Origin of the sequence: Tenacibaculum agarivorans (assembly GCF_001936575.1) — a bacterium.
Classification (GTDB): Bacteria; Bacteroidota; Bacteroidia; order Flavobacteriales; family Flavobacteriaceae; genus Polaribacter; species Polaribacter agarivorans.
Genome location: NZ_MSMP01000005.1, coordinates 43,729 through 68,159 on the forward strand (window position 1 = coordinate 43,729; position 24,431 = coordinate 68,159).

The window sequence follows — 24,431 nt, forward strand, 5'->3', positions numbered from 1 at the left end:
ATGATACAAAATATAACAACAACATATCCGAAGAAATACGGAATCACCGAAAAGAAAAAAGCAGAAATAGATCAACTAACCAATGAGGTTATTGATGCACAAAACGAAGTTGAACAGTTACAAGCTATTGTTAATTCGTTAACAGACAAGTCAAGTAAATTACAAATATTATTGACTGCTGATGAGGCAAATAAAGCGAGTACATTGGCAAATAAAGAGGCTATTGATGCAATTATTGATAATGTTATTGATTTATTAATCAACTCAAAAACTACATTTCAAGGAACTGTCAATGGAGATAAACAGATAAAAAAGTTAGCTGTAAGTATTGATGACGTTATTAATAAGCTAATTTATTCAGCAGAAGTAGTTAATAAATTATCCAATTTAATCACGCGTAAAAAAGCACAAAACCCATTAATTTCAGATGAATTGGTAACTATGGCAACCAATGCAGGAACAGATGCTAATAATGCGGTTGCTTTAACCTTAACAGCATTAAATTCTGTTTTTGCAGCACAAACTACAGCAATTGAAGCAGAAGGAGTGATGTCTTTAGAATTATTACAAGCCATTCGTTTGTATGAGTTTATAACAGGAGAAGATTTAAGTGATGTTGTCAATGAAGAGGTTACTGTTTTTGTTGCCAAGTTATACGAATTCAAAAAGAAAAAAATCATTATTGTCGACATTACTCAGGAAGAGATAGAAGTTGATGTGCAAAAAGCAAACATAAAAGAGCTAATTTACAAAGCATACCAAACAGCAGCACTTAGATATCAAATCACATTAAAAGCATGTAAGAATGCAGCAGAGCAATTAAGTGAAGCAGAAGGAAGATTAAGCAAAGCTACTATTAAATTGAATTCTTTAGAAGCAGGTTTAGCAGCAGCAAATGCAGCGGCATTGGCGTCGTAAAAGAATTAAATGATTTAAGAATTTAAAGATTGAATGATGCTATTTATATTTTTTATTATGCATGAATAATGTCACTTCGAGTGATTTTACAACATGAAAATGGAGTGAAGTTGTACTGAATCAAGTTCAGTAGAGTTATCGGGAAGTCTTCGTTTATTATAGTGTTTTCGATATATTTTTTATTACGTTATCACTTCATAAAAAACACTCGAACTGACATATGGATAATAATTATTTATAAACTGTGTGATTTGAAAGTTCAATCATTCAATCTTTGAATTTCAATTAGGTATAGCAATAATGATACAAACGTTTTTCCGAGGAAATATGACGAAGGAATCTGTAATTTATTGATCTAAATATTTTTAAGAAACCACAACGCTCATAATTAAAAGATTGCTTCGCTACGTAAACTTCATTCGCAAAGACGAATGAGAATCCAGGTTGTCAGTTCGAGTGAAATTATTCGAAAAGCAATGGAGAATAGTTTTGTACAGAGAACATTTTAGAAACTTGAAACTTCTCGATAGTTATATGCTGAGTCTTTCGAAGGCCAGTCAAGATAAATTCGACCAGGTAAGAAGTAACTTAATTTTCAATCGTTAAATCTTTAAATACCAATAATCATGAAAAACATCACAAAACAATTTTATGTAGATTTTTACAACAAAACCAATGGCTTTATTCCAGGAAGTCCATTACAGCAGCATTTATTTCCAGGTGATTTTTTTCAAATTCAGAAAGGAGAAATAGTGGTATTGGGAAACATCTTTAGAAAAAATATTGTGGATGTCGATGAAGTAGTTATTGAATATGGAATTAAACAAAATGCTTATAATTGGAATTTTAGCAATGGTGTTACTAAAAGTTATACAGGAAGAGATACAGGTCAAAACCCAATAGAAGGAAATTTTGGTTATGCACGACAAGTATTGTCGTTTAAAGAATATGGTAGTTATTTTTTTACAAGTAATGATCCAACTTCAGTTAAGATTGCCAACTGGAATCAAATAGCATCAGAACTTATTATTAAGCTTACACAAGTTATATATTCTTTCAGAGAGGTATACGTAGTTACTGAAAGTGCAGCTACTAATGATTGGACATTGGTTATTGCAAGTTCAGAAAAAGGAGAACTAGAAATCGCATCTGAAACGGAAAGTAACGGATTAATTGAATTATTTGGAAGAGCAAATTCAAAAACAATACAAGCAAGAGATATTGAAGTGTATTTACGAGAAGAAAAAAAGCGACCTTGTTTCTTTAGAGCGAAAAAGTTAGTTGTTCAGCCAGAAAAATTAGAAGTTTTTATCAATAATCTAATTACAGAAAGAACAGGAATGTTGGATTGGGTAACCAACTTTTACAACTACGATTTTTATTACGAACCAAGTCCAAATACCAATGTAACTCCAATAAATCCACAAGCATGCGTATTGGATATGTTACAAGCAAATCAACTGAATCCAAATACTGCTTTACAATACTTTAAATGGGCAGATGCCAATTTAGACGATATCGAATTATTCTATGTGAATTATGGATTTTGATACGAACATACAAGTTTTATTAGAAGAGCTAAATTGGTTACAAGAAGTTATTCATAATGTTATCAGCACCTATTTGGAACATGAAGGAGAACGTCCTTTTTGGACGGATATTCCGCAATCAAAGATTTCTGAAGATACCGCATATGGAGCTTTTGTAGAAAAATACCAACTTACTATTTATGATCGATTGGCAATCGCATTAGGATTAGCTCCACAACTTAAGCCAGAAATGTTAGATGTATTCTTTGGAAGAAACAAAATCTACGATCGTGGTTTTACAGAGTTTGGTGGTGTTATTGATAAAAATCACAGTGGTTTTTTACCAACAGGGCAAACACTATTGTTTTTAATATCAGCTACAAAACCTTTATTAAGGAAAGAAGCTGTACGAGTTTTTAATAAGGAAAGTATTTTGATTAAAGAGCAGATTCTTTCGTTGGAAACTACAGAAGATTTTATTCCAAAGTTCAATGGAGTTATCAGTTTTAATAAACGTTGGTTTCAGTATTTTCTTTCTGGAGAAATGCCAAAAATAGAGCAAAGTAGTACGTTTCCCGCACAGAAAATCACTACACATTTAGAATGGGAAGATGTAGTGTTGAACGATTTGGTAATGGACGAAGTATTGGAGTTAAGAGCTTGGTTACAACACGGACCTGCATTAATGAATGATTGGGGATTATTTAAAAAGATAAAACCTGGATACAGAGCTTTGTTTTATGGTCCGCCCGGAACAGGAAAAACCTTAACAGTTTCCTTATTGGGAAAAGTATCAAACAGAGATGTGTATCGTGTAGATTTATCTATGATTGTTTCCAAATATATTGGAGAAACGGAGAAAAACCTTTCCAAAATATTTGATATAGCACAATACAAAGATTGGATTCTATTCTTTGACGAGGCAGATGCTTTATTCGGAAAACGAACCGAAGCAAATAGCTCAAATGATAGACATGCGAATCAGCAGACTTCCTATTTGTTACAACGTATAGAAGATTTTCCTGGAGTAGTTATTCTAGCGTCTAATTTAAAAGGAAATATGGATGCTGCTTTTACTAGAAGGTTTCAAGCCATGATTCACTTTAATATGCCAGCTACAGAAGAACGTTATGAATTATGGAAAAAAGCATTTTCTGGTACTTGTACGTTACATGAAGATATTGATGTTTGGAAGATTGCTGAAACTTATGAATTGGCTGGTGGGGCTATTATTAATGTGCTTCGATTTTGTGCGTTAGCTGTAATTAGTAGAAACGATACTGTAGTTACTAAAGAGGAATTATTAGAAGGAATTCGAAAAGAATTAAAGAAAGAAAATAAAACAATGGTGTTAGTATAATAGTGAGAAGCACGAAGTTTTTGTAGCACCATTTTCTAAGAAAGTTTCTCAGTTCGAGTGATTTTTCTGGTGATTGAGCAGAGTCGAAATCAAAAGAAAAATTATATCGAGAACAGATTAGGAACCTTTCAATCATTGAATATAAAAATCATGAGTCCAAAATCAAATGCACAACTCAAAAATTTAATACAAACCTATCAATTTGTATTGGTTTTAAAATCTTGGCAAAGAGCTATTCCAAGAAAATGGACAGATCTTATTTTGGCTGAAGCTTTGAATTATTGTGTGTATCATGAAAACTTATGTATTAGAGGTTATTTAATAGAAGAAATACGATTGTTTTTAATCATAGAAGACAAACCAAAACAATTACAGCACATGCTAAATGTTTTCGCAAGACAAGTAGCAAGAGGAATTTATAAATACGAAAGAAGCACCGAAAAAATGTTAGACATTTTAGAGGACGAAGATCTATTTGATAATTTATTTTTCAAATATCCACTGTACGATCCATTTATGAAAGAATTACTAACTGGAAAAAATGTGTATCTCTATTATTATAGTCCGTATCTCGCTAAACTGAAAGATACAATCAACCATAGTAGGTACTGTTCTGCTATTGATTATAGCGGCGCCATTGGGCCTGTAGTGGTATTAACTAAATAAAAACTTTAAAATGAAATATACAAATAAGAATGCAGTCCAGCAAACATCAGTTAGTTCAGATGAAGCGGGTAAAAATGCAATTCAGTTAAAAGATAATAGAGCTATAAATTGTAATACAGTACAATTAAAGGTAGCAAAATATAAAGCAGGAGCATGGTATTCTTCGTTTGATCCTTACAAAACTTTTTGGACCAAAAGAGAAGCTATTGTATATGATAGACAATTAAAATCTCAAGGGAGAGATGAATTAAGAGCACGAGTACCAACATTATATACTTACACACATACAAAACCAACTAATAAGCTTGGGTTTACGTTACAAGGTCCACATACTGTTTCGCACAGAGTTATTCTTCAATCTCTAATTAACGCTACAACAGTAGAAGAAGTCTTTAAAATATTTGATGAGCAAGTTTTAGAACCAGAAGACGTAGAAGAAGTGGTATTTACAGATGAATCACCACCTTCGGGAAGTTTTATAAAACAAATTCATGATAGATTAGAAAGATTTGTTACCGATTATGAGGAAATATATGATGAGGTATTACCGATGTTTAATGCTAAAAATCCAGATCTTATAACTATTAAGCATTTAACTAACAGACTACTTAACATGGACCCTTATGCAGTTTATGCATGGAAAACAACAGCTAAAGCATCGAAAAAGAGCTTAAGTGGTAAAGGAGAGTCTGTAGCAAATCCAACTTGGGATGATATGTATGACAAACCTTCGAGTAATAGTTTCCGTAATGATGACAATTTAGAATCGTTTGTAGATGCAAGAAAAGATTTATTTAATACAAATTTTTAATCATGGAATATAAAAAAACAACAAGTATTCAGCGAAAAGAAGCTAATTCCAACAAGGTTGGAAAAAATGCAATTCAATTAAAGGATAATCGATCAGTAACTTCAAAAACAGCGCAATTAATGGGTTTAGATGAAGAGGAAGAAGATATGCAATTAAAAGCAGATACCGCTCAGAAAATGGGGTTAGATGAAGAAGATGAATTTGCTTCTTAAAAATCTCTAGTTCACTGTTAAAAGCAAGTTTATGAGTAACCTTATCAATAAAAATAACGAATCTAAAAATGAAACAGTAGCTAGCGCTAATGTGCAATTGCAAGAGAATAATGATACTACCTTTCAATTAGTAGATAATAGAAAGGAAGCAGTTGTTCAGCAGCAATTAGTAGATAAACCTATTCAAAAAAAGCCTAACAATACAGGGTTGCCAGACAATTTAAAATCGGGAATAGAAAATATGTCGGGCTATTCCATGGACGATGTAAAAGTACATTACAATTCCAATAAACCTGCTCAATTAAATGCACATGCCTATGCACAAGGAACGGATATTCACGTGGCATCAGGGCAAGAACAACATGTACCACATGAAGCTTGGCATGTAGTACAACAAAAACAAGGAAGAGTACAACCTACAACTGCTGTAAATGGAGCACAAGTGAATGATAATGTTGGTTTAGAAACAGAAGCAGATGTTATGGGAGCAAAGGCGTTGCAGATGAGGAGTAAAAATAGTAGTACAACAATTACAAGTTCTGATGGACAAAAGAAACAGCAAAGTCTACAGATGAAAAAAGGGGTAAATACTTCAGTTACTCAAAGAAAAATATTTATTTCAGATAATACATCTACAGGAAAAAGTTTGCTATCAAAAGCACAATCAAGATCAAATCCAGAAGAAGTAATGGAAACAATAAAAAATGCAATGGAAGATGACAGTACTAATTTTACTTTCCAATCAGAAATTGATGTTATTCATGCAGCAGAACGATCGCCAAATTACAAAAATTGGGAAAATGGACCTGTAAAAAGGTTATTACTTACCGATTATGAAGGAGCATCAAAAGAACTCTTATTTCCAAAAATGATAACCACTCCAGGTGAAGGAGCAATTAAAGTATATCGAGTACAAAGTGATGGAAGTAAAAGGGTAACCTATAAAGATCAAAATGTTGTTCTTGGATCACCTCCAATGAATATAAGCTTTGGCGAGCCAGATCATGCATTGTACTATAGCAATGATATAGTAATCACTTTTGATGTTAGTGCAGCCGGATTTTCAAAACTAGAAGAGTCAATGAAATCTCAAAAAGAAAAAGGTGCAGATATTACTTTTAATGATATCACGAAACCAGGCGATAAAATGGAGATAACTACATCAGAAGGTGTTGAAGAGCTACAGAAAGCAATTATCCCAGGAACAGCAAGGAAATACGATAAAAATTGGTTTGATGAAAAAGTTAGTGGAGAAGTTCTGGATAAAAAGAGAGTTTTGGAACTCAGACAAAAATTTATTGATGAGGCTTATGATGAAAAAGTACTAAAAAATCAGTTAGATAAATTGTTTGATAAAGAAGGAATCACAAGTGAAACTTTAGCAAAAATGTGGGAATATAGAAATTCAGATGTAGATAAAAGGCTAAGAAAAATAACGGTTAAAGAATAATAGTTACAAATTATCATCTGAAATTAATATATATAATGGAATTTAAGAAAGAAATAGAACAAAACAAGGAATAATACAATCTACAATTTCTCTAAAAGGCACATAAATAAATGGAATATTAATTTAGAAACTAAAGTTGATATTATAAAGGCAACAGTGACTGAAAATCCTTTAAATACAAGTTATTATAAAAAACTAAAAAAATATGTTTCAGCAAGTAAATAAAAAAGAAATAGTTGAAAGATCAGGCGTTGCAAATAATGTCGCACAAAATAAAAACAGCGATACTATTTTTCAATTTGTAGATAATAGACCAGAAAATGTTTTACAATCAAACTTTAGAGAGAAAACTACACAACTAAAGATACAATCAGAACAACCTGTAGTTCAATTAGCAAATGAATGGGGATTAAATGATTACAAACAGATTCATGCTTTTAATGATAATCTTTATGAGAATTTACCTAGAAGTAATGATGTACCCAACATGAGTAAAATAAGTGCAATGATGCTTAGCATTAATAAAAATCTTACGAGTCTGAATTTACCTGAGATGAAAGTTGTAGAAGCAAAGGATTTGGAAAACACAGGATCAGCAAATTTTGATTTTAAAACATGGAAAATGCAGATAGACCCAGAAAAACTAAATGAAATTGATGCAGGTTTAGCCAATACATTGTATCATGAAGCAAGACATTCAGAACAGTGGTTTAAAATGATTGCTAAAAGATTAATGGAAGGGCAAAAGAAGGAGCAAATAGTCTCAACTATGGGAGTGCCAGAGGAAATTGTACAAAAAGCTATAGAAATAGGACCAGAAAATATTTTACCAGTTGAGCAAAAAGAAGCGGTTACGAGTTTTTATGAAAGTGTTTACGGAAAAGGGAGTGCACATAGAACTAAAGTGCTATTGAATTTAAATAAGGATGGGAATTATGAAGCTTATAAAAAATTACCAGAAGAAGTAGACGCTTGGGAAGTTGGCGGAAATGTAGAAGAGATAATGGATGTAGATTTAATAAGCCTAAAAGGAAAAATTATGGATACCAATGACTTAAATGAAATTAGGAACTACCTTTCAAAGGTAGAATTCTTATCAGAAATGCTTCCTAAACCAACTTTTACAGTGGAAAGTATTCTGAAAGAAAAATTAAATACATGGAATAATAAATTGAAAGAAATTGAAGCAACTTCTGTAGAAGATAATGTTCATAAATTTGGAGATTATATAACACTTGTAGATAAGTATAATAATTTGGCTACTAGAGCAAAAGTGCCCAATTTTTCTAGTGATTTTGAATTAGAGTATAGAATAATGTCAAAAAATTTAGAAGAGGCTGAAAAATTAGATGAGCAAAATCCTAATATTTGGGCAGTTGGTAAATTGATTGGTTATATAAAGGATTGTATGATACAATATGAAGATGAAACTTCTAAACCTCAACCAAGTGTAAGTACATTATTTTGGTGTTTAAGTACTACGGGTGAGTTTGTAAAGCAAATTAAACAAGCTATTGTAGAGGAAAAAGAACAAGAACTAGACTCAGATTCAAAAGATTAATGGTATTTCAAATATAAAAATTGAAAAAGAATGAAAATACATGTAGATAATCATAAAGGTAAGAGTAGTCAATCAGTTGCAAATGCAATTACTCAAAGGCATGTAAACAATAATGAAGTTTTTCAATTTAAAGACAATCGAAAACAATATCCTGTTCAAACCAAATTACAAAGTAACGGATCAGACGTTTTTCAACTTAAAAAATTGGTTCCAGGTACATTAAATGTTGTAGGAGAGCATCATTCGGAAAGTACAGCTAGAAGAGATCAAGAAATTGAATTGGCACAAAGAGAGGTAGGAGGAGGATATTGGACAGAAGATAATTTTAGAATTAGAAGAACTAAACCATTTGAAACATATAAAGAAGATTCTGAAGATGATCCAAGAGTATTTGGCGATGCATTGTATTTAAGAATTGCAGAAAGTATTCAATATACAGAAGAAGCAAAGACTGATTTTATTAGAGAATGGAAAAAATGGACAGTTGTTAAATTGACTACTAAAAATTTAAAAGATCTTAAAGAAGAATTACAAGGGATATTAGTTACATGTAAAACACATATAAAGGAAGCAGAAAGACTAGCTAATTTATATTTAAAAAATGAAGAAGTAAGAACACTTCCTGTTGAAGTTACTACTATCATAGAAAAAATGAATGAATTATTGCCTAAAACGGTGGCAACTTTTCTATCGCTAGCTGAAGTTTGGAAAAGCCTTCCACTTGAAGAGCTTATAGCATTTAGATTTCTATATATTTTTGAACCATTTAGTTATAATGTTAATGAACTTTCAATATATGCAAGACAATTAGCAGGAGCTAGTTTAGATGAAACGAGTAAACTAAGATCCTATGAAATGGATAATGCGGCTACTTTTGCTCATAATAGAGTAGGTGTTTGGAAAATAGGATATCATCATGTGGCAGATATAAAAGCAGCACTAGCAGAAGAAGGAATTACAAATTATGAGCTAATAGACAGAGATGAATTTAATAGTGAATATAAAGAGTTACCTATTTGGGTAGATGGAGAGTTAAAAAATCAGGAGTAAAACAGCTGCTTCTTACGAATAGTATAAAATAAAAGGAATAAAGAAAGATGAAATTTAAAACTAATGATAAACTAGATAAATCCAATAGCATTTCTTCAGTACAAAATATAGGACAGAAAAAGGAAATTTTTAAAGGAAGTTATTTATCAGATAATAGGACAAAGGATAGTATTCAAAAAAAGCCCAATAATACTGGATTGCCTGATAATTTAAAATCGGGAATAGAAAATATGTCGGGCTATTCCATGGACGATGTAAAAGTACATTACAATTCCAATAAACCTGCTCAATTAAATGCACATGCCTATGCACAAGGAACGGATATTCACGTGGCATCAGGGCAAGAACAACATGTACCACATGAAGCTTGGCATGTAGTACAACAAAAACAAGGAAGAGTACAACCTACAACTTCTGTAAACGGATCACAAGTTAATGACAATGCAGGATTAGAAACAGAAGCAGATGTTATGGGAGCAAAGGCATTGCAGATGAAAGTTAAACAAGTTCCCCTTCAAAATCAAAACATAATAACAAATAAAGTAGCGCAATTGTCTCCTGACAGTGCACGTTTAGAAATGAAAAAATGGTTTAATAAAGCAATGAAATTTAAGAGCAGTAAATTGGAAGAATTTAAAGGTGATAAAGAAGCATATACAAGTAAATATGGTAATAAGCTTGTGGAAATAGCAGAAGGATTGATGAAATATTTAAATTATTCAAAAGAGCGCTATGCTTTGGGAGACCAAAGAGAGGTGTTAAAATTTGTGGACACGAAAGCCGATGAATTTTTACACGTAGAAGGAAATGAGGAGGAGGATAATGAGTTTAAACAGTTAATAGAAGAGATAAAAACCATAGCAATAACAGAATTGGAAGGAACGTCAGGTGATGAAATAATGGCAGGAAATTTAGAAATACCAGAGGATGCACCAATAGAGTCGTTTAAGGATACTGATTTATTAAGTAAAGGAGAAGATAAAGAAGTGTCCTTGGCTCATTTAGATTTAGAAGGAGAACGACTTTTAGAAGGAACAGGAGCTTTAGAGTATAAAGGAATTGCTACAAGATCTCCCTTATTTGTGGGGACACCTACTATAGCAGATGTACGTCAGGGGAATTTAGGCGATTGTTATTTACTAGCTGCGTTAATTAGCATTGTAAAAACAAACCCAGACTTTATTAAAGATATGATGAGAGACAATGGAAATGGAACAGTAACAGTAAAATTATTTGATATAGATACTAAAGTAACTCCTGCTGAATCAGGAAAAGGAAGTACAGTTGATTATTCATTCATACCACGATATATAAATGTGCGTAAATCTGTAATAGTAGATAAAGGTGTTTATGAAAAAAATGAAAATGATCATAAAGAAAATGTAAAAGCTAAGCAAGAGAAATATAGCGAAGAAGTAGGGGATGATGATTTTAAAGAACCTAGAAAACCTGAAGTAATGCCAAAATATGCTAGAGGAGGTGTTTGGGTTCAGATGATAGAAAAAGCATATGCAGCTGCAGGGTATGGGTTTAATAATGACGACGAATCTAAAACTTCTTACGAAAAGATATCAGGAGGATTTGGAGAAGCAACATTACAATATCTTCTAGGAAAAGAATCAGATGAAGTAATTTTACCTAATAAGAAGACGGCAGACGATACTGTTAAAGGATTAATGGAGGATTTAAATATGGGAAATATAGTGTTAGATGTTGAATTTGAACTGGAAGATATAATTGAAGAGATGAAAGATGGTAGTTCTATAGAAGATGAGGGAGAAAGTGAAGCTACAGATATGTCAAAAAGCCAAACTTTAATAGATTTAGAAAATACTTTAGAAAAATTTCTTAAGATTTTTAAATCTAAAGAAAAACTAGAAGTAGAACCAACTGTAGGTGTTATTAATGATTTGAAAAACAGTGTTTTAAGTAGATTTGGTGATAATCAAGATATGACTGAAAAAGTAAACAAATTATTTGATACTACTGTTAAAGAGCTAAACCTTCAAGGATATGGAGTTGAACAGGGAGTGTATACTCCTAAACAAATAGAATTCTATAAAAAAATAACAAAAGATCTAGGAGAAGGAAAGAATATCATTTTACAAACAAAAAGTGATTTCATCGGTGAGCGTACAGAAGATAAAGATAAAGAAGGAGAAGGAGGGGAAGGGGTTCCTATTAAGGGTATGTATAAAAAACATGCTTATGCTGTTATAGCCACTGCATCAACTATTAGTGAAGATTTTGCTAATAATGAAAGATTGTATTTAATGTTAGCAAATCCACATGCTAAAGATACTCCAATTTATTCAGGGAAAGTAGATGAAAAGGGAATACCAGAAAGACGAATGAGTACAAAAGAGGAAGACGATATTAATGAAGGTATTTTTAAATATGATTTAGCTGATATTCAAGGAGAGGTAAATTCTATTGTAATAGCGTGAAAGAATTAAAGAAAAATTATTATTTCTAGTTTAATATTTTGATTAAATAAATAGTTTGTAAAGTGGGTTGAAGATGATGAAAGGTAAAGTGATAAAAAGGTACAAATTTAGAGGATAATATGATATCAGCAGAGTAAAATAAATTCAGAGAAAAGTAATAAGATGGAAAATAGGCTACATTTAAGCAAAAATGTATACAGAAAAGAAGATGGAGTTTCTTTAACACAAAGAAAAGAAGACTCATATTCTGGAGTTTATTTAGAAGATAATCGTTTAGATACACAACAAAATCCAATTCAAAAAAAGCCAAACAATACAGGATTACCTGATAATTTAAAATCAGGAATAGAAAACATGTCGGGCTATTCAATGGACGATGTAAAAGTACATTACAATTCTAATAAACCTACTCAGTTGAATGCACATGCATACGCACAAGGAACCGATATTCATGTCGCTTCTGGACAAGAACAGCACGTACCACATGAAGCTTGGCATGTAGTCCAACAAAAACAAGGAAGAGTACAACCAACAACTTCTGTAAATGGAGCACAAGTGAATGATAATGTTGGTTTAGAAATAGAAGCAGATGTTATGGGAGCAAAGGCGTTGCAGATGAAGACAAAAGTTAGTGAACCTTTAGAAGAACCAATGCAGTTGAAAAGTAATGATACAGTACAAAGAAATAGTATAGAAGAAGCAATTCAATACGGTGCTGTTGGGGCAACAATTGGAGCACGATTAGGTTTATTTGGGGCTTTAGCTGGAGGTTTGTTAGGTGGTGGTTATGGGTATTTTTTCGGAGAAAGAAATGATAACATTGCTGATACTCCAGAACTTGAAGAATTTTCTACAGATGAATCAGAAGGAAGCGAGACTGAAACGATAGAAGATTTGCAAGAAATGTCAGAAGGAAGTAATACTGAAGAGTTAGAAAACTTAAAAGAAATCATAAAAGAAGAGGAGGAACAAAAAGATGATAAGCTTCCTTTAGATGAAGAAAAGGAAGTTCCAAAGGAACCAACCTATTCAGGAAAAGTAAACTTTACTACTTCGGGTCGACCATATGTTATGCATAAAGGTGAACAAATTTATATAAAAATGGATAATGCTCCTTTTTTTAATAATGGGACAACAGTTAGTTATCAATTAGAAGAACATCCTCTTCTAAAAGGATTATATTCAGCCAAAGTTACTTCAGTGGGCGAGCTCCAACCAGAATCTACATGGCAGCAAGACAATAAAGAGGCTTTAAGTAAAAGAACAGACGAGGTAAAAGAACTTAATTTGAATAAACCAATAAATTTAATAGGTCAGTTTGGACCAGAACCAACAGGAGCTAGAAAACATTATGATGATGATGACGCAATAGCTACTTCTGATAAAGATTTAAGAGATTTAATTGCAAATAAACTTAATTCGAAAGCATTTGAAATACAAAAAATAGAAGATAAATCTGATGAATTTAAAATTCCTTTGGGAGGATTAATGTCTATTGTGGGATCTATAGAGTACACGAATGAATCAAAACAAAATATACAAAGAATTAAAGTGTGGCATGCAGGGCCTTCTATGTAAAATAATAAACAATAGATAAAAATCAAAAAAAGAGATATTCAATAGAAGTAAAAAAAGGTAATTGTAAATACAATTATTCAAGATTTATTAAAGAATACTTATTTTAAATAATACTGATACAGTGTGCAATTATTACCATAACTTTCTTACGAGTTACGATTTTTTATTCTGAAAAAAAGTGCTTTTATACCTGTTTTTATGTGTTTTAAGGTAAATAGTTTATTAGTAGGAGGTTTGCTTAGTAATTTTAATACAAGAAATCAAAATGTTCATCTAAAAACTACATACCATGAGTAATCCAATTTTTAACTCAATTATAGGCGTTAACTTCAGTAATACATTTCAAAGTTCAGGACAACAAGTAAGTGCCGCAACAGCAGCTTCACAAATCAGTGAAGCAGGAATAAAAACTGTAAAAATGTTTACCTACAACCAATCTGATTGTATTACAGCATTTGCCAATACAGGTTTACAAATTTTAGTAGATGTACCAAATGACGATTTACAAGCTTGTGCAGGTAATGATAAAACTACGATAGATGCAATTGTACAAGTACTATCAGATAATTCAAATGCTATTCCTACACTTTGTGTTGGAAATGAGCCTTTAGGAAGTTGGTGGAACAATGCATATGCGCCTTATTTAGTAGATGCATTAACTAATATTAAAGCAGCAATTACAAAGGCAGGACTTTCTACAAAAGTTACGGTTCCTTTTAATTATGCAATTATGGGTGTTTCTTATCCGCCTTCAGCAGGAGCGTTTAATAAGAGTAAAATCAGTAGTAGTTCCAAAAAAACTATCAAGTCAATTGTATTAGAGGTATGTAAAATTTTAGCATCAGATAATTCTGCATTCATGATTAATGTATATCCATTCATTACTCAAAACAATCAAAGAAGTATTTCCTTAAAATATTGTTTATTTACTGCGGAAAACGATAAAAGTGTTTGGGTAATAGACGGAAGCTATACTTATAAAAATATTTTTGATGCAATGTACGATGCGTTGTATGTAGCATTAGAAAACAATGGTTACGGAAGTTTACCAATTGTTATTGGAGAAGCTGGATGGCCAACTGGACCTAATACTACATATCCATCAGCAACAACGGCTAATGCACAAACATTTAACCAGAATTTAATTAACCATTGTACTAGTGGAAATGGTACACCACGTAATTCAGGAATAAACATTCCATGTTTTATTTTTGAAATGTATGATGAAGATACTAAACCAACAGGAGCTGGTACTTTTGAACACGATTGGGGAGTTTATGGTTACAATTCAACAAAAAAGGATTACGAAGTAAAATATCCTTTGACTTGGTAGTATTTTTAAGGTAAAGTCATTTAGATATAAGAAATAGCTTTTGTATCATATTTCATCACTACATGAATGACTTATATCACAACTAAATAAAGCTTTTAAAACTAAAAAATTATGAATGTACAAATTATAGATACTCCATTAAATGTTACAGATTCAATAGATTGTTTAATAAAAGAAGGAGTAGAAACCGTTTTTCGTTATTATGCGTATGATATAGGATTGTCAAAAGTAATTTCAAGAAAAGAAGCCACAGCAATTGTTAGTGCAGGTTTGAAATTGGGAATTGTATATGAAAATTACAATGGAAACCAATTAAATTCATTTAATTACAATTCAGGTTATAAAGATGCATGTGCTGCTTATGTATATGGCTCAGAAACTATAGGACAGCCTTTTGGTACAGCTATTTACTTTGCCGTAGATGTAGATGTAACGGATGATCAAATTAATACGTTAATTATTCCTTATTTTGAAGGTATCAGAAAAGGTTTAGCTGATAATGCAAAAAATGGAGAAACCTATATTGTAGGAGTATATGGATGTGGAGCTGTTTTGCAGGCCTTAAAAGCAAAAGCACTCTGTGAATACAGATGGTTGTCTGAATCTACAGCATATAATGGAACATCTGTGGCAATAGAGAATGATGCATATGATTTTAGGCAGGTATATGTGTGTGGTTTTTCAATTTGTGGAATTACTGAAGCAGATGAAGATGTATTGGCTCCGGAAATAGGAATGAATGCTATAGGAACAATAACATCTTTAGATAATGTTAATGAGTAATTTTTTTAATGCTAAACAAAGTTCTTTCACCAATTTAAATTTACGTATGGAAATTATATAAAAGTCCATAGTTTGAAAACCAAAAAGAAAAAATTATACTTAGGAAGTATAACTAAATAATGTAATAAAACTAAAAACGAAGTTGAAAACAGTTTTCAACTTCGTTTTTTAATTGTATAGAATATAGTGTTTACACCATTGTTTTATTACAATAGGTTGCTTTTTCAAAATCTCTAATGTTGATTGAGATGATAGGAACATCTGGAAACATTACTTTTAATGTTGATACAACACTATCAGAAAGCTTTTTCTTTTGATCTACAGTGCGTCCTTCCATGATGTTAGCAAAAACATGAATGAAATCATCAGATGTATTTCCAACAGTGTAGTATTGAAAAGGGTTTATTCTAACTTTAATATCACCCTTAGCAAATAAACCAGAAGCATCTGCTGTATCATAAACTTTCTGAATAATCTCTTTAGGAGATTTTAGTTGAATGATATTTTCTGAACAATCAATTACAAAATGTGGCATAATAATATATTTGGATATAATTTTAGTTCTCTTTTTCGTATCCTTTAGGTCTTTTAGATCGAATTGGAGCTTTAGGTTCTGGTTTTAATTGGAATTCATTTCCTTTTAATAACCGTAAAGCTTCTTCAACAGCTTTTTCTAACTGAGGATCGTTTCCTTGTATTACTTTTTTAGGATCTTGTATAACTTCAATATCAGGAGCAATTCCTTCACCTTCAACAGCCCATTTTCCATCTAAATCGAAGAAACCACCACGAGGGGCAACCATACGGCCACCGTCTATAAAACGAGGAGTATCCCAAGTACCAACTAATCCTCCCCAAGTTCTAGTTCCTACTAAAGGGCCTATTTTTTTCAATTTGAACATGTAAGGCAATAAATCTCCACCAGATCCAGCACGTTCATTAATAATCATCACTTTTGGTCCCCAAATTCCTGCCATCGGTGTAGTCCAAGGTCTACGATCATTAGCTTTACTATTAAAATAGCCCATTAAATCTCTAGACATGATATCAATCATATAATCTGCAGCAGAACCACCACCGTTGTTTCTTTCATCAATTACAGCACCTTTTTTATCTTGTTGAGAAAAATAATAACGATTGAAAGATGTAAATCCTCTACCAGATGTATTCGGTACATAAACATAAGCTAGTTTACCATTAGATAATTCATCAACTTTTCTTCTATTCCCTTCAACCCAATCAATAGATCGTAATTGACGTTCGCTAGGTACAGGCTTTACTAAAATAGTTTTAGCCCCATCTTTAGAAGGTTTAGTATTTACAGTAATATAGATTTCTCTACCAGCAGTTTGCTCTAGTAATTGATACGGATTCATATCTGCTGTTAATGAAATTCCGTTAATCTCTAGTAAATAATCACCTTTATTTACATTAATACCAGGTAACGCTAAAGGTGCTTTTACGTTCGGATTCCAACGTTCTCCCGTATAAATTTTAGCAAAATGGTATAATCCCTTATCAATTTCAAAGTCACAACCCAACAAACCTACAGGAACTCTATTTAATTTTGGTGTATCTCCACCGTAAACATATGAATGACCAACAGCTACTTCACCGCTCATGATATCTACTACATAGTTTAAATCCGTTCTATGTCTTACGTGATCTATCCATGGAGCATACCACTTGTACACATCATTCCAAGGCGCACCATGTACATTATCTACATACAAGAAATCACGCATGTATCTCCAACCTTCCTTAAAAATTTGATGTGCTTCGGCTTTTGGATCTACTTTTATTTTTAGATTAGTTTTTAAAGCTCCTTTTGGTCCCTTAGTAGGTGTTTTGCTACTTACTAAGCTCCATTTACCATTTATAGATAATAGTACTGAATTTCTATCTTCAGAAGTAACCATTCTAGTTACTCCTTTATTAAATAGAGTAGCCTTTTCTTTGGTAATATCATAACTGTGAATTGTTAATCCACGACGTATATTAGGAATAGATTCAGCTATAAACACTATATTTTTTGGACCTTTAATCAAAGAAAGATAATTTCTAGGAGGTAATTTTAAAGCAACAGCTCTATTGAATAAACCTTCTTCATCTATAGTAACTTTAATCTTAGGAGTCTTCTTTTTATCTTTTCCTTTCTTACCTTTTTCATCTTTTTTATCTTTTGAAGAGTCCTTTTTTTCTGCTTTTATTTCTTCTTCGTCAGTTTTAGGTAAGTTTGGCGCTTTGTCTTTTGAATTTAAAACAACAGCATATAAGCTTCTAGTTACATTAGGATCATAAGAACTCATATCTAACCATCCTGATTGTAATCCATAATCAGTGCTAGCAAGTGTGTAGATATATTTACCCGAGGCATCCCAAACAGGAGAAATAGCATCTGCAATAGGATCTGTAATTTGGATCGTTTTTTTAGTACTAATTTGGTAAGCATAAATAGATTTAAAATGGCTATCATTTTGCTTAGCATAAGCAATCCAGTCACTATCAGGAGACCATTGTGGATTCATTGATCTATTTGGGTGTGCATACCTATCAGTAGCGACTTTAATTGTTTTTTTAGTGGCTAAGTTTAGTATCCAAATATTAAAATCGGTATCTGTATAAGCAATATGTTTACCATCTGGAGACCAATCTGGTCTGAAGTAAAAAGTTGGATTAGGTATTGCAATAAAGGTTTGATTTTTTCCGTTTTGATCGGCAATAACTAATTGGTATTCTCCACTTTTATCTGAAAACCAAGCAACTTTATCTCCTTTTGGAGACCAAATAGGTGAACGATCTGCTACACCAGGTGTATTGGTAATATTTCTCCAAGTTCCATTTTCTTTTGGAATGGTGAAAATTTCACCACGATATTCAAAGATGGCCCTTTTTCCTTTAGGAGATACATTTGGATTGGTTAGATTTCGACCAGTGACATTCATCCATCTTGTTCTGGCATAGTTTAAATCTCCTTTTACGTTGATTACAATTTGTCGAGTAGCTTTCGTTTCAGGATTTACAAAATGAATATATCCACCTTGTTCATATACAATCCCGTTTTGATTAGCATCTAAACTCTTTACATCAAACTTTTTATGAAATGTAATTTGTTGTTCCTGTTTGGTCTTTATATCATAAGACCAGATATTACTGGTATAATCTCTTTCTGAGATGTAGTATACTTTCCCTTTATACCAAACAGGATCTAAATGCCTTTCTTTATCTTTTTGTGGCGTTGTAGTTAATTGTTTTGTTTTTAAGTTCACAATCCATATTGGCATGGCTTGTCCACCTCTGTAGTTTCTCCATTCAGCATCCCACCCAGTAATAGGAGTGTAGGCGATGTATTTTCCATTTTTAGATATTTCACCATAAGCAGCTCTAGGAATGCCAACAGCGACTGGCATGCCACCATCTACAGAAACCTTGAAAAATTTGTTAGTTTGTGTTGGTCTGCCTTCTCTAGAAGAACGAAAAATAATTTTATTATCTGGAGTCCAACCTTGTACAATATCTGGTGAAGGATGGTATGTTAATCGTTTAGGTTCACCACCTTCAACTGGAATTACAAAAACATCAGTGTTACCATCGTATTCGGCAGTAAAGGCAATCATTTTACCATCGTTAGAAAAATGCGGGTTTGATTCATAGCCATTATCGCTGGTTAATCGCACTGCATTTCCTCCATTTATGGGAGCCTTCCATAAATCATTAGCATATACAAAAACAATATTGTTATTTGAAATTGTGGGTTGTCGTAGTAGTCTTGTTCCCTGTGAATTTCCCGAAATTATTACAAATAATAATCCAAGAATGAGTAGTCCTTTTTTCATTAAAAATTATTTGATTATGAAGAGTAACAAAGCTACTTAAAAGAACTAGGTGAAAAAGTGAAGAATATGTTAAAGCTCAATACTATAAGCTATTTCGCAAACAATTGACTCATATCTTTAAAAGCTTTAAATTCTAATGCGTTATTTTCAGGGTCTTTAAAAAACATAGTAGCTTGTTCACCAACTTTTCCTTTAAAACGAATGGTAGGTTCAATCACAAATTGAGTATTTAATTCTTTTAATCGTTCTGAAAGTTTTGTCCAGTCTTCCCATGAAAGTACTACACCAAAGTGAGGAACAGGTACATCATGTCCATCCACAGGATTTGTGATAGCTTTGGTAGGTACAAAACCATCTTTTTGATGTATCACCAATTGATGCCCAAAGAAATTAAAATCTACCCAATGATCAGCACTTCTTCCTTCTACACACTGTAATATGTCTCGGTAAAAAGTTCTACATTTTTCTAAATTTTGAACAGGTATTGCTAAATGGAAAGGTTGTGTCATATTTTAAATCAAATGGTGCTAAAAACCCAAAGATAATATACTTCAAAGTATTTGTAGGTTTTCTGATTCTTAAAATCTGTAAAAATTAAATTATTTATATACTAGATTTAGCCTATCTTATGGTAGTAATGTAAAGCCTTGTTACATTTTTTTTATTCTGTTGAACTGATCTTTTGAAATTTGGTAAAGAATTTAATAATCAGCTGCTACTGCAGCATAATACTTCTAACTATGTCAAATCTTACTATTCCATCTGTTCAAACTACAAGCAAATCTGCAGAACAAACTACTGAATTACATAATTATTTACTAAAGATAGCAAAGAGTGATGCTCCATATGTAAATCCAATTGGTGAAGCGGAACCTTTACTCTCATTTAATGGGTATTATGCACTTAATAGCACAGGAGCATTTCTAACTATTGATACTAACCTAGTGGTTAAAAATGGTGAGGTAACTCCTCACGTAGCATTAATCTATTCACCAGATGGTGTTACTTCTAGCTTATATCATCTTACTGGTCCAGATAAGGCTTTCAAGACCATAACATGGGCAGGAACTACTCTTATAGCTCAAACGGATCTAAATAGTGATGTCCCAAGTTTTACCCTTGAGTTTACACGTAAAGACAGTAGCCAATTAATTACTTCATCTTTTGAGGGTAAAATAACTCACGGTGTCAGTCAAGAGATTATAGAAATTAATGGGGAAACGTATAACAATCCAATTCCTATGGCTATGTACGCAGGTACTTACCATGAAAACAAAGGAAAAGGAGATGAAATCCTTAAAATAGGAACGGACAATACACTTCAGTACAACTATACCAATGTAGGTGGTAGTGGAGGTAGCCTTCAGAATGTGGATGTTTTCGTATATAATCTTAATATGTATGTATTCTCTTTCAGTTCTTTAGATGGTCTATTTAATTATAGTATTATCATGGGAACTTCAGCTGAAGGAGGAATGGTGTGTAATGATCTTTTTTCATTGAAAAATACACAATTATCTATTCCTCGCTCGTTACAAACGGTAACAGCAACTCCAGTTAAGAAACCTGTAAAGGGAACAAATGCAGCAAGCGAAGAATTAGCAAAGTTTGCTGGATTCTATCATATCAATTCAAGTTCTCAGGTATTTAATAATGCATTTATATCAATAGAAGGAGAATATAAAACTGTCGAAAACGGTTCAACTGCATACACAGTTACTCTTGGAGTTTCTTTAGACGGTACTTCATCAACAATTTATACCTTTGATGAAACTATGACCTTTGTACAAAATGGAAATAGCTGGGAACTTACAATTCCAATTACTGATCCTGTGGGTAGTACGCTAAAAATAAACTTCACACGTCAATATGAAAGCGCGTATCCAAATTCAGGAAGTTACTATGGTTCGGTAGTGAGTATTTCAGGAAGTTATAATGTGGCTCAGTTCACAGGAGAAAGCTTATTGAATGTAGTGCCATTGATGGGATTCTCTGGAGCTTCAATGAAAGTTACTGCGTCGTCTACTGAAACGATTGTAATTAATAGTAACTCTGAAATTGAATATCATGGTACAACGTATACAACTTTAACCGTTGTTCCTTTAATGTATATTGTAGGGTTTATTGATGAAAATGAGGATGAGGTGATTCTTTCTTTGGGAACTGACGGAGGAAAAGGAAATACTTGCTTAACTACGGTAAGAAGTACTACAATGGTTAATGGACAACGAGAGGCTGGACCTATTAAAAGTGTTGAACTATACACGGCTATTCCTGATGGAAATGCTGGTATACCACAACACTAATAGCTATATGTTTATTAAGATGAAAAAGCCTGGTAACAGGCTTTTTTTATTTTATAATTAAATATTTTAATTTATTGAATTGTTTTTTATCTTTAAAATAAGAGATTTATGAAAAAAGATTTATGATGGGTTAAGTTTAATTGACTGTAAAATAGTTTTTTATTTAAGTATAGAAGGAAGTGCAGATCAAATTTTTAGTCAAAAACAGCTAATATATCTGTAATCTTATTGATTAAATGATCAAACGAAAGTTTGTTGTATTTTTGGTGCAAGTAATGCTTACTGAAATAAAAAGTAATAATACATAAAATAAACATTTTCAGATTGAAAAAGAGAAAAGAATATTCATCAGAAGATATTTTAGAACAACTCGACAAATGTGCAGAGGATTTTACATTTCCAATGTTAGATAATGGATATATTTATCCTGTTCATTCTAAATTAAGTGCATACCGTGATGAAAAAAGATGGGCCTTAATAATAGAAGTAATTGGATTTAATTATAGAGGTGGTGGACATAATGGAATCTCAAATTGTTTACACATTTTTGGTAATTGTATTTCTACTAAACCAGGAACGGATAACGATAATTTCTTGTTTATAACAGATAATGCGCCTGAACATCTGACTTTTGATGAGGAATATCTAGAAAGTTTGAATCCTGAAACGAAAACAATGATTTTGAGAGATAAAGAAATTATTGTTAACCATGATCCTGAATTTTATTTAAAAAAAGGAATTGAACTTGAAGAAAATGACAAAATTTTCGTTTGGGAATTTTTGAGAGGCTTAGAACCTGAATATAATAATGAATTTGAGGCCACAGAAAATGAAATACGTGCACGAATTCCTTTAGACTTACCAAAAATTATGGAATTAACAGAATGGAATCATCCTGATTGTGCGAATTCTGAAATTCCAAGTAATAATGAAACTTTTAAACAAATAGCAAGAGTTTTGGAAACTGGACTAGATGAATTTTATAAACCGACAAAACAGCCAAATAATCATTGGAAAAATTGGCCTGAAGGTGGAGCTTTATAATAAATAAAAAGACACTAATCCTGTATGGATCTATTCAAAACATCTTATATTAAATATAGAAAGACATTTAAAATTGGAATTAGATTCTTAATTATTGGAGTTTTATTTTGGCAATTCGGATTTTTTACTCGATTTAACTACTTAACAGCTAAGATTGATATATGGAGAGATTCACCAAGGATTGTGTCATGTGGAAGGTCACTTTACCCTTGTGGAGTACCCTGTATTTCACTTAAAGAGAAATATGGGTTTCATGAATCGAATATTAGTTGTGTTGTTACGACACCTCAGATTCGTGGTATAAAATTATATAATGCTCAAATTATAAAATATCTGAATAAAAAGAATGGAGAGGATTGGCAAAAAGAGTATCATGCTGAAATGGAATTACTGATTAAAAATAATATGTTAGAATGATTATATCTAATTTAATCGTATTCAAAAACAAATTTCGATTCCACTAGTTCTTAATCTATTTTTCATGAGTAATAATTAATTTTTATGATTTCCCCAATCTACCAAAAGAATGGAATCTTACCAATAGTGTTGAAGCGCTTAATTATATAATTTCTAATTTACAACCCCAACATTGAACCAGAATATACATAGAACGTAACTAATACTAACTCTCCTAAAAAAACACCTGTAAACATATATTTAAATGGCATTTTTATGATGCCAGCAACATAGCATATAATATCTGTTGGAACTAGTGGGAAGAATGACCATCCCAATACTAAAAATGTAGCTTTAGAGCTTTGTAACTTACGTTCCCATTTTTTTACCTTTTTTGGATATTTTTTTTCTAGGTATTCACTAAATCCTAAAATATCAGCAAAGTAATATAGTGAGGTAGCAGATAACATGATGCCAACCATAGAAATAATCAATACAAGAAATAATTTATCAGGAAAGAGTAGTGCGCCAGCAATAACAAAAGGAGTACTTGGTATCAAGAAAAAACCTCTAACAAATGAAATAATAACATAAACCAGCATTATTTGTCCTTTATAAGAGCTTATAAAGTTTTTAATGTAGTGTACAGAGAATATTTCAGGGTTTTTTACATAACGATATAAGAGGTAGATAAGTAATACTCCCCAGAGTATATAAAAGATTTTTTTTCCGGTCTTTAACATAGTTTTTCTACTAAATGGTTAATTGCGCAATTGTATTCTATTGCTAGAGTTTAATAGATAAGACGATTAGTGAAAAAAAATGTTACTTCACTCTGAAAAATTAAAGCGTCAATGATGATTAGTAAAATATTAGAAGAGGAGGGAAGAATAGTAATAAAGCAGAAAGTAATACTAAATAAAAGCTATATAAAACGATTTTACTTTTGATTTCGATAAACTCAATCACCAGTAAAATCACTTGAACTGATAAGAATTTCGTGTCTAAAATTTACGTTAAATAAGAAAAAGAGGCTACCTGAAAATTAGTCATTCCGAACCTTTCGACTCGCTCAAGACAGGTGAAATGAAGGAATCTTTTTAAGCTGAATTGCTAATAATAAGATTACTTCAAAATTAAAATTTTTCGTA

General features: G+C 31.9%; 20 protein-coding genes. 16 read left to right on the top strand and 4 right to left on the bottom strand.

Annotated elements, in window-relative coordinates; all coding sequences use genetic code 11:
- The 13 genes from BVC87_RS05015 (at position 1) to BVC87_RS05075 (ending at position 15,698) form a co-directional block, all read left to right on the top strand.
- A complete protein-coding gene (locus tag BVC87_RS05015) occupies positions 1 to 918 on the top strand; it encodes a hypothetical protein (protein WP_075341264.1) in 918 nt (305 codons plus the stop codon).
- Positions 919 to 1,544: 626 nt separating this feature from the next.
- Positions 1,545 to 2,468 carry a hypothetical protein gene (locus tag BVC87_RS05020; RefSeq protein ID WP_075341265.1) on the top strand — a complete coding sequence of 308 codons (924 nt, stop codon included), beginning with the start codon at positions 1,545 to 1,547 and terminating at the stop codon, positions 2,466 to 2,468.
- Positions 2,458 to 3,807: an ATP-binding protein gene (locus BVC87_RS05025; RefSeq protein WP_075341266.1), complete on the top strand. Its 1,350-nt coding sequence runs from the start codon at positions 2,458 to 2,460 to the stop codon at positions 3,805 to 3,807. Before BVC87_RS05020 ends, BVC87_RS05025 begins: the two co-directional genes overlap by 11 nt.
- 150 nt (positions 3,808 to 3,957) lie before the next feature.
- Positions 3,958 to 4,473, top strand: coding sequence for a hypothetical protein (locus BVC87_RS05030; protein ID WP_075341267.1), 516 nt, complete (start codon positions 3,958 to 3,960; stop codon positions 4,471 to 4,473).
- Positions 4,474 to 4,483: 10 nt separating this feature from the next.
- Positions 4,484 to 5,284, top strand: coding sequence for a hypothetical protein (locus BVC87_RS05035; RefSeq protein ID WP_075341268.1), 801 nt, complete (start codon positions 4,484 to 4,486; stop codon positions 5,282 to 5,284).
- Between the two features lie 2 nt (positions 5,285 to 5,286).
- Positions 5,287 to 5,496 carry a hypothetical protein gene (locus BVC87_RS05040; protein WP_075341269.1) on the top strand — a complete coding sequence of 70 codons (210 nt, stop codon included), beginning with the start codon at positions 5,287 to 5,289 and terminating at the stop codon, positions 5,494 to 5,496.
- Positions 5,497 to 5,527: 31 nt separating this feature from the next.
- A complete protein-coding gene (locus BVC87_RS23030; RefSeq protein ID WP_083629278.1) occupies positions 5,528 to 6,946 on the top strand; it encodes an eCIS core domain-containing protein in 1,419 nt (472 codons plus the stop codon).
- Between the two features lie 205 nt (positions 6,947 to 7,151).
- Positions 7,152 to 8,507 (top strand): hypothetical protein, encoded by a 1,356-nt coding sequence (locus BVC87_RS05050; protein WP_075341270.1) that lies wholly within the window; start codon positions 7,152 to 7,154, stop codon positions 8,505 to 8,507.
- Positions 8,508 to 8,537: 30 nt separating this feature from the next.
- Positions 8,538 to 9,557: a hypothetical protein gene (locus BVC87_RS05055; RefSeq protein WP_075341271.1), complete on the top strand. Its 1,020-nt coding sequence runs from the start codon at positions 8,538 to 8,540 to the stop codon at positions 9,555 to 9,557.
- Positions 9,558 to 9,604: 47 nt separating this feature from the next.
- Positions 9,605 to 12,004 (top strand): eCIS core domain-containing protein, encoded by a 2,400-nt coding sequence (locus BVC87_RS23660; RefSeq protein WP_083629280.1) that lies wholly within the window; start codon positions 9,605 to 9,607, stop codon positions 12,002 to 12,004.
- A gap of 162 nt (positions 12,005 to 12,166) precedes the next feature.
- Positions 12,167 to 13,582 carry an eCIS core domain-containing protein gene (locus tag BVC87_RS23040; RefSeq protein WP_083629282.1) on the top strand — a complete coding sequence of 472 codons (1,416 nt, stop codon included), beginning with the start codon at positions 12,167 to 12,169 and terminating at the stop codon, positions 13,580 to 13,582.
- Positions 13,583 to 13,871: 289 nt separating this feature from the next.
- Positions 13,872 to 14,915 carry a glycosyl hydrolase family 17 protein gene (locus tag BVC87_RS05070; protein ID WP_075341272.1) on the top strand — a complete coding sequence of 348 codons (1,044 nt, stop codon included), beginning with the start codon at positions 13,872 to 13,874 and terminating at the stop codon, positions 14,913 to 14,915.
- Between the two features lie 111 nt (positions 14,916 to 15,026).
- Positions 15,027 to 15,698 carry a DUF1906 domain-containing protein gene (locus BVC87_RS05075; protein ID WP_075341273.1) on the top strand — a complete coding sequence of 224 codons (672 nt, stop codon included), beginning with the start codon at positions 15,027 to 15,029 and terminating at the stop codon, positions 15,696 to 15,698.
- 190 nt (positions 15,699 to 15,888) lie between these two features.
- Here BVC87_RS05075 and BVC87_RS05080 read toward each other — a convergent pair whose 3' ends face one another.
- The 3 genes from BVC87_RS05080 to BVC87_RS05090 form a co-directional block, all read right to left on the bottom strand.
- Positions 15,889 to 16,233, bottom strand: a complete 345-nt coding sequence (locus BVC87_RS05080) for a 5-carboxymethyl-2-hydroxymuconate Delta-isomerase (RefSeq protein WP_075341274.1) — start codon at positions 16,231 to 16,233, stop codon at positions 15,889 to 15,891.
- Between the two features lie 22 nt (positions 16,234 to 16,255).
- Positions 16,256 to 19,534 carry a S41 family peptidase gene (locus BVC87_RS05085; protein ID WP_075341275.1) on the bottom strand — a complete coding sequence of 1,093 codons (3,279 nt, stop codon included), beginning with the start codon at positions 19,532 to 19,534 and terminating at the stop codon, positions 16,256 to 16,258.
- 89 nt (positions 19,535 to 19,623) lie between these two features.
- On the bottom strand, positions 19,624 to 20,043 hold the full coding sequence (locus tag BVC87_RS05090) for a VOC family protein (RefSeq protein ID WP_075341276.1): 420 nt from the start codon (positions 20,041 to 20,043) through the stop codon (positions 19,624 to 19,626).
- Between the two features lie 231 nt (positions 20,044 to 20,274).
- Between BVC87_RS05090 and BVC87_RS05095 the strand changes: the two genes are divergently transcribed.
- The 3 genes from BVC87_RS05095 (at position 20,275) to BVC87_RS05105 (ending at position 23,301) form a co-directional block, all read left to right on the top strand.
- On the top strand, positions 20,275 to 21,840 hold the full coding sequence (locus BVC87_RS05095; protein ID WP_075341277.1) for a hypothetical protein: 1,566 nt from the start codon (positions 20,275 to 20,277) through the stop codon (positions 21,838 to 21,840).
- A 324-nt stretch (positions 21,841 to 22,164) separates the two neighbouring features.
- The gene (locus BVC87_RS05100; RefSeq protein WP_083629284.1) at positions 22,165 to 22,884 is read left to right on the top strand and encodes a DUF7003 family protein; all 720 of its coding nucleotides are present in this window, start codon (positions 22,165 to 22,167) and stop codon (positions 22,882 to 22,884) included.
- Between the two features lie 24 nt (positions 22,885 to 22,908).
- Positions 22,909 to 23,301: an FEKKY domain-containing protein gene (locus tag BVC87_RS05105; protein WP_075341278.1), complete on the top strand. Its 393-nt coding sequence runs from the start codon at positions 22,909 to 22,911 to the stop codon at positions 23,299 to 23,301.
- A 158-nt stretch (positions 23,302 to 23,459) separates the two neighbouring features.
- Here BVC87_RS05105 and BVC87_RS05110 read toward each other — a convergent pair whose 3' ends face one another.
- On the bottom strand, positions 23,460 to 24,023 hold the full coding sequence (locus tag BVC87_RS05110; protein ID WP_075341279.1) for a TVP38/TMEM64 family protein: 564 nt from the start codon (positions 24,021 to 24,023) through the stop codon (positions 23,460 to 23,462).
- Positions 24,024 to 24,431: the final 408 nt, after the last annotated feature.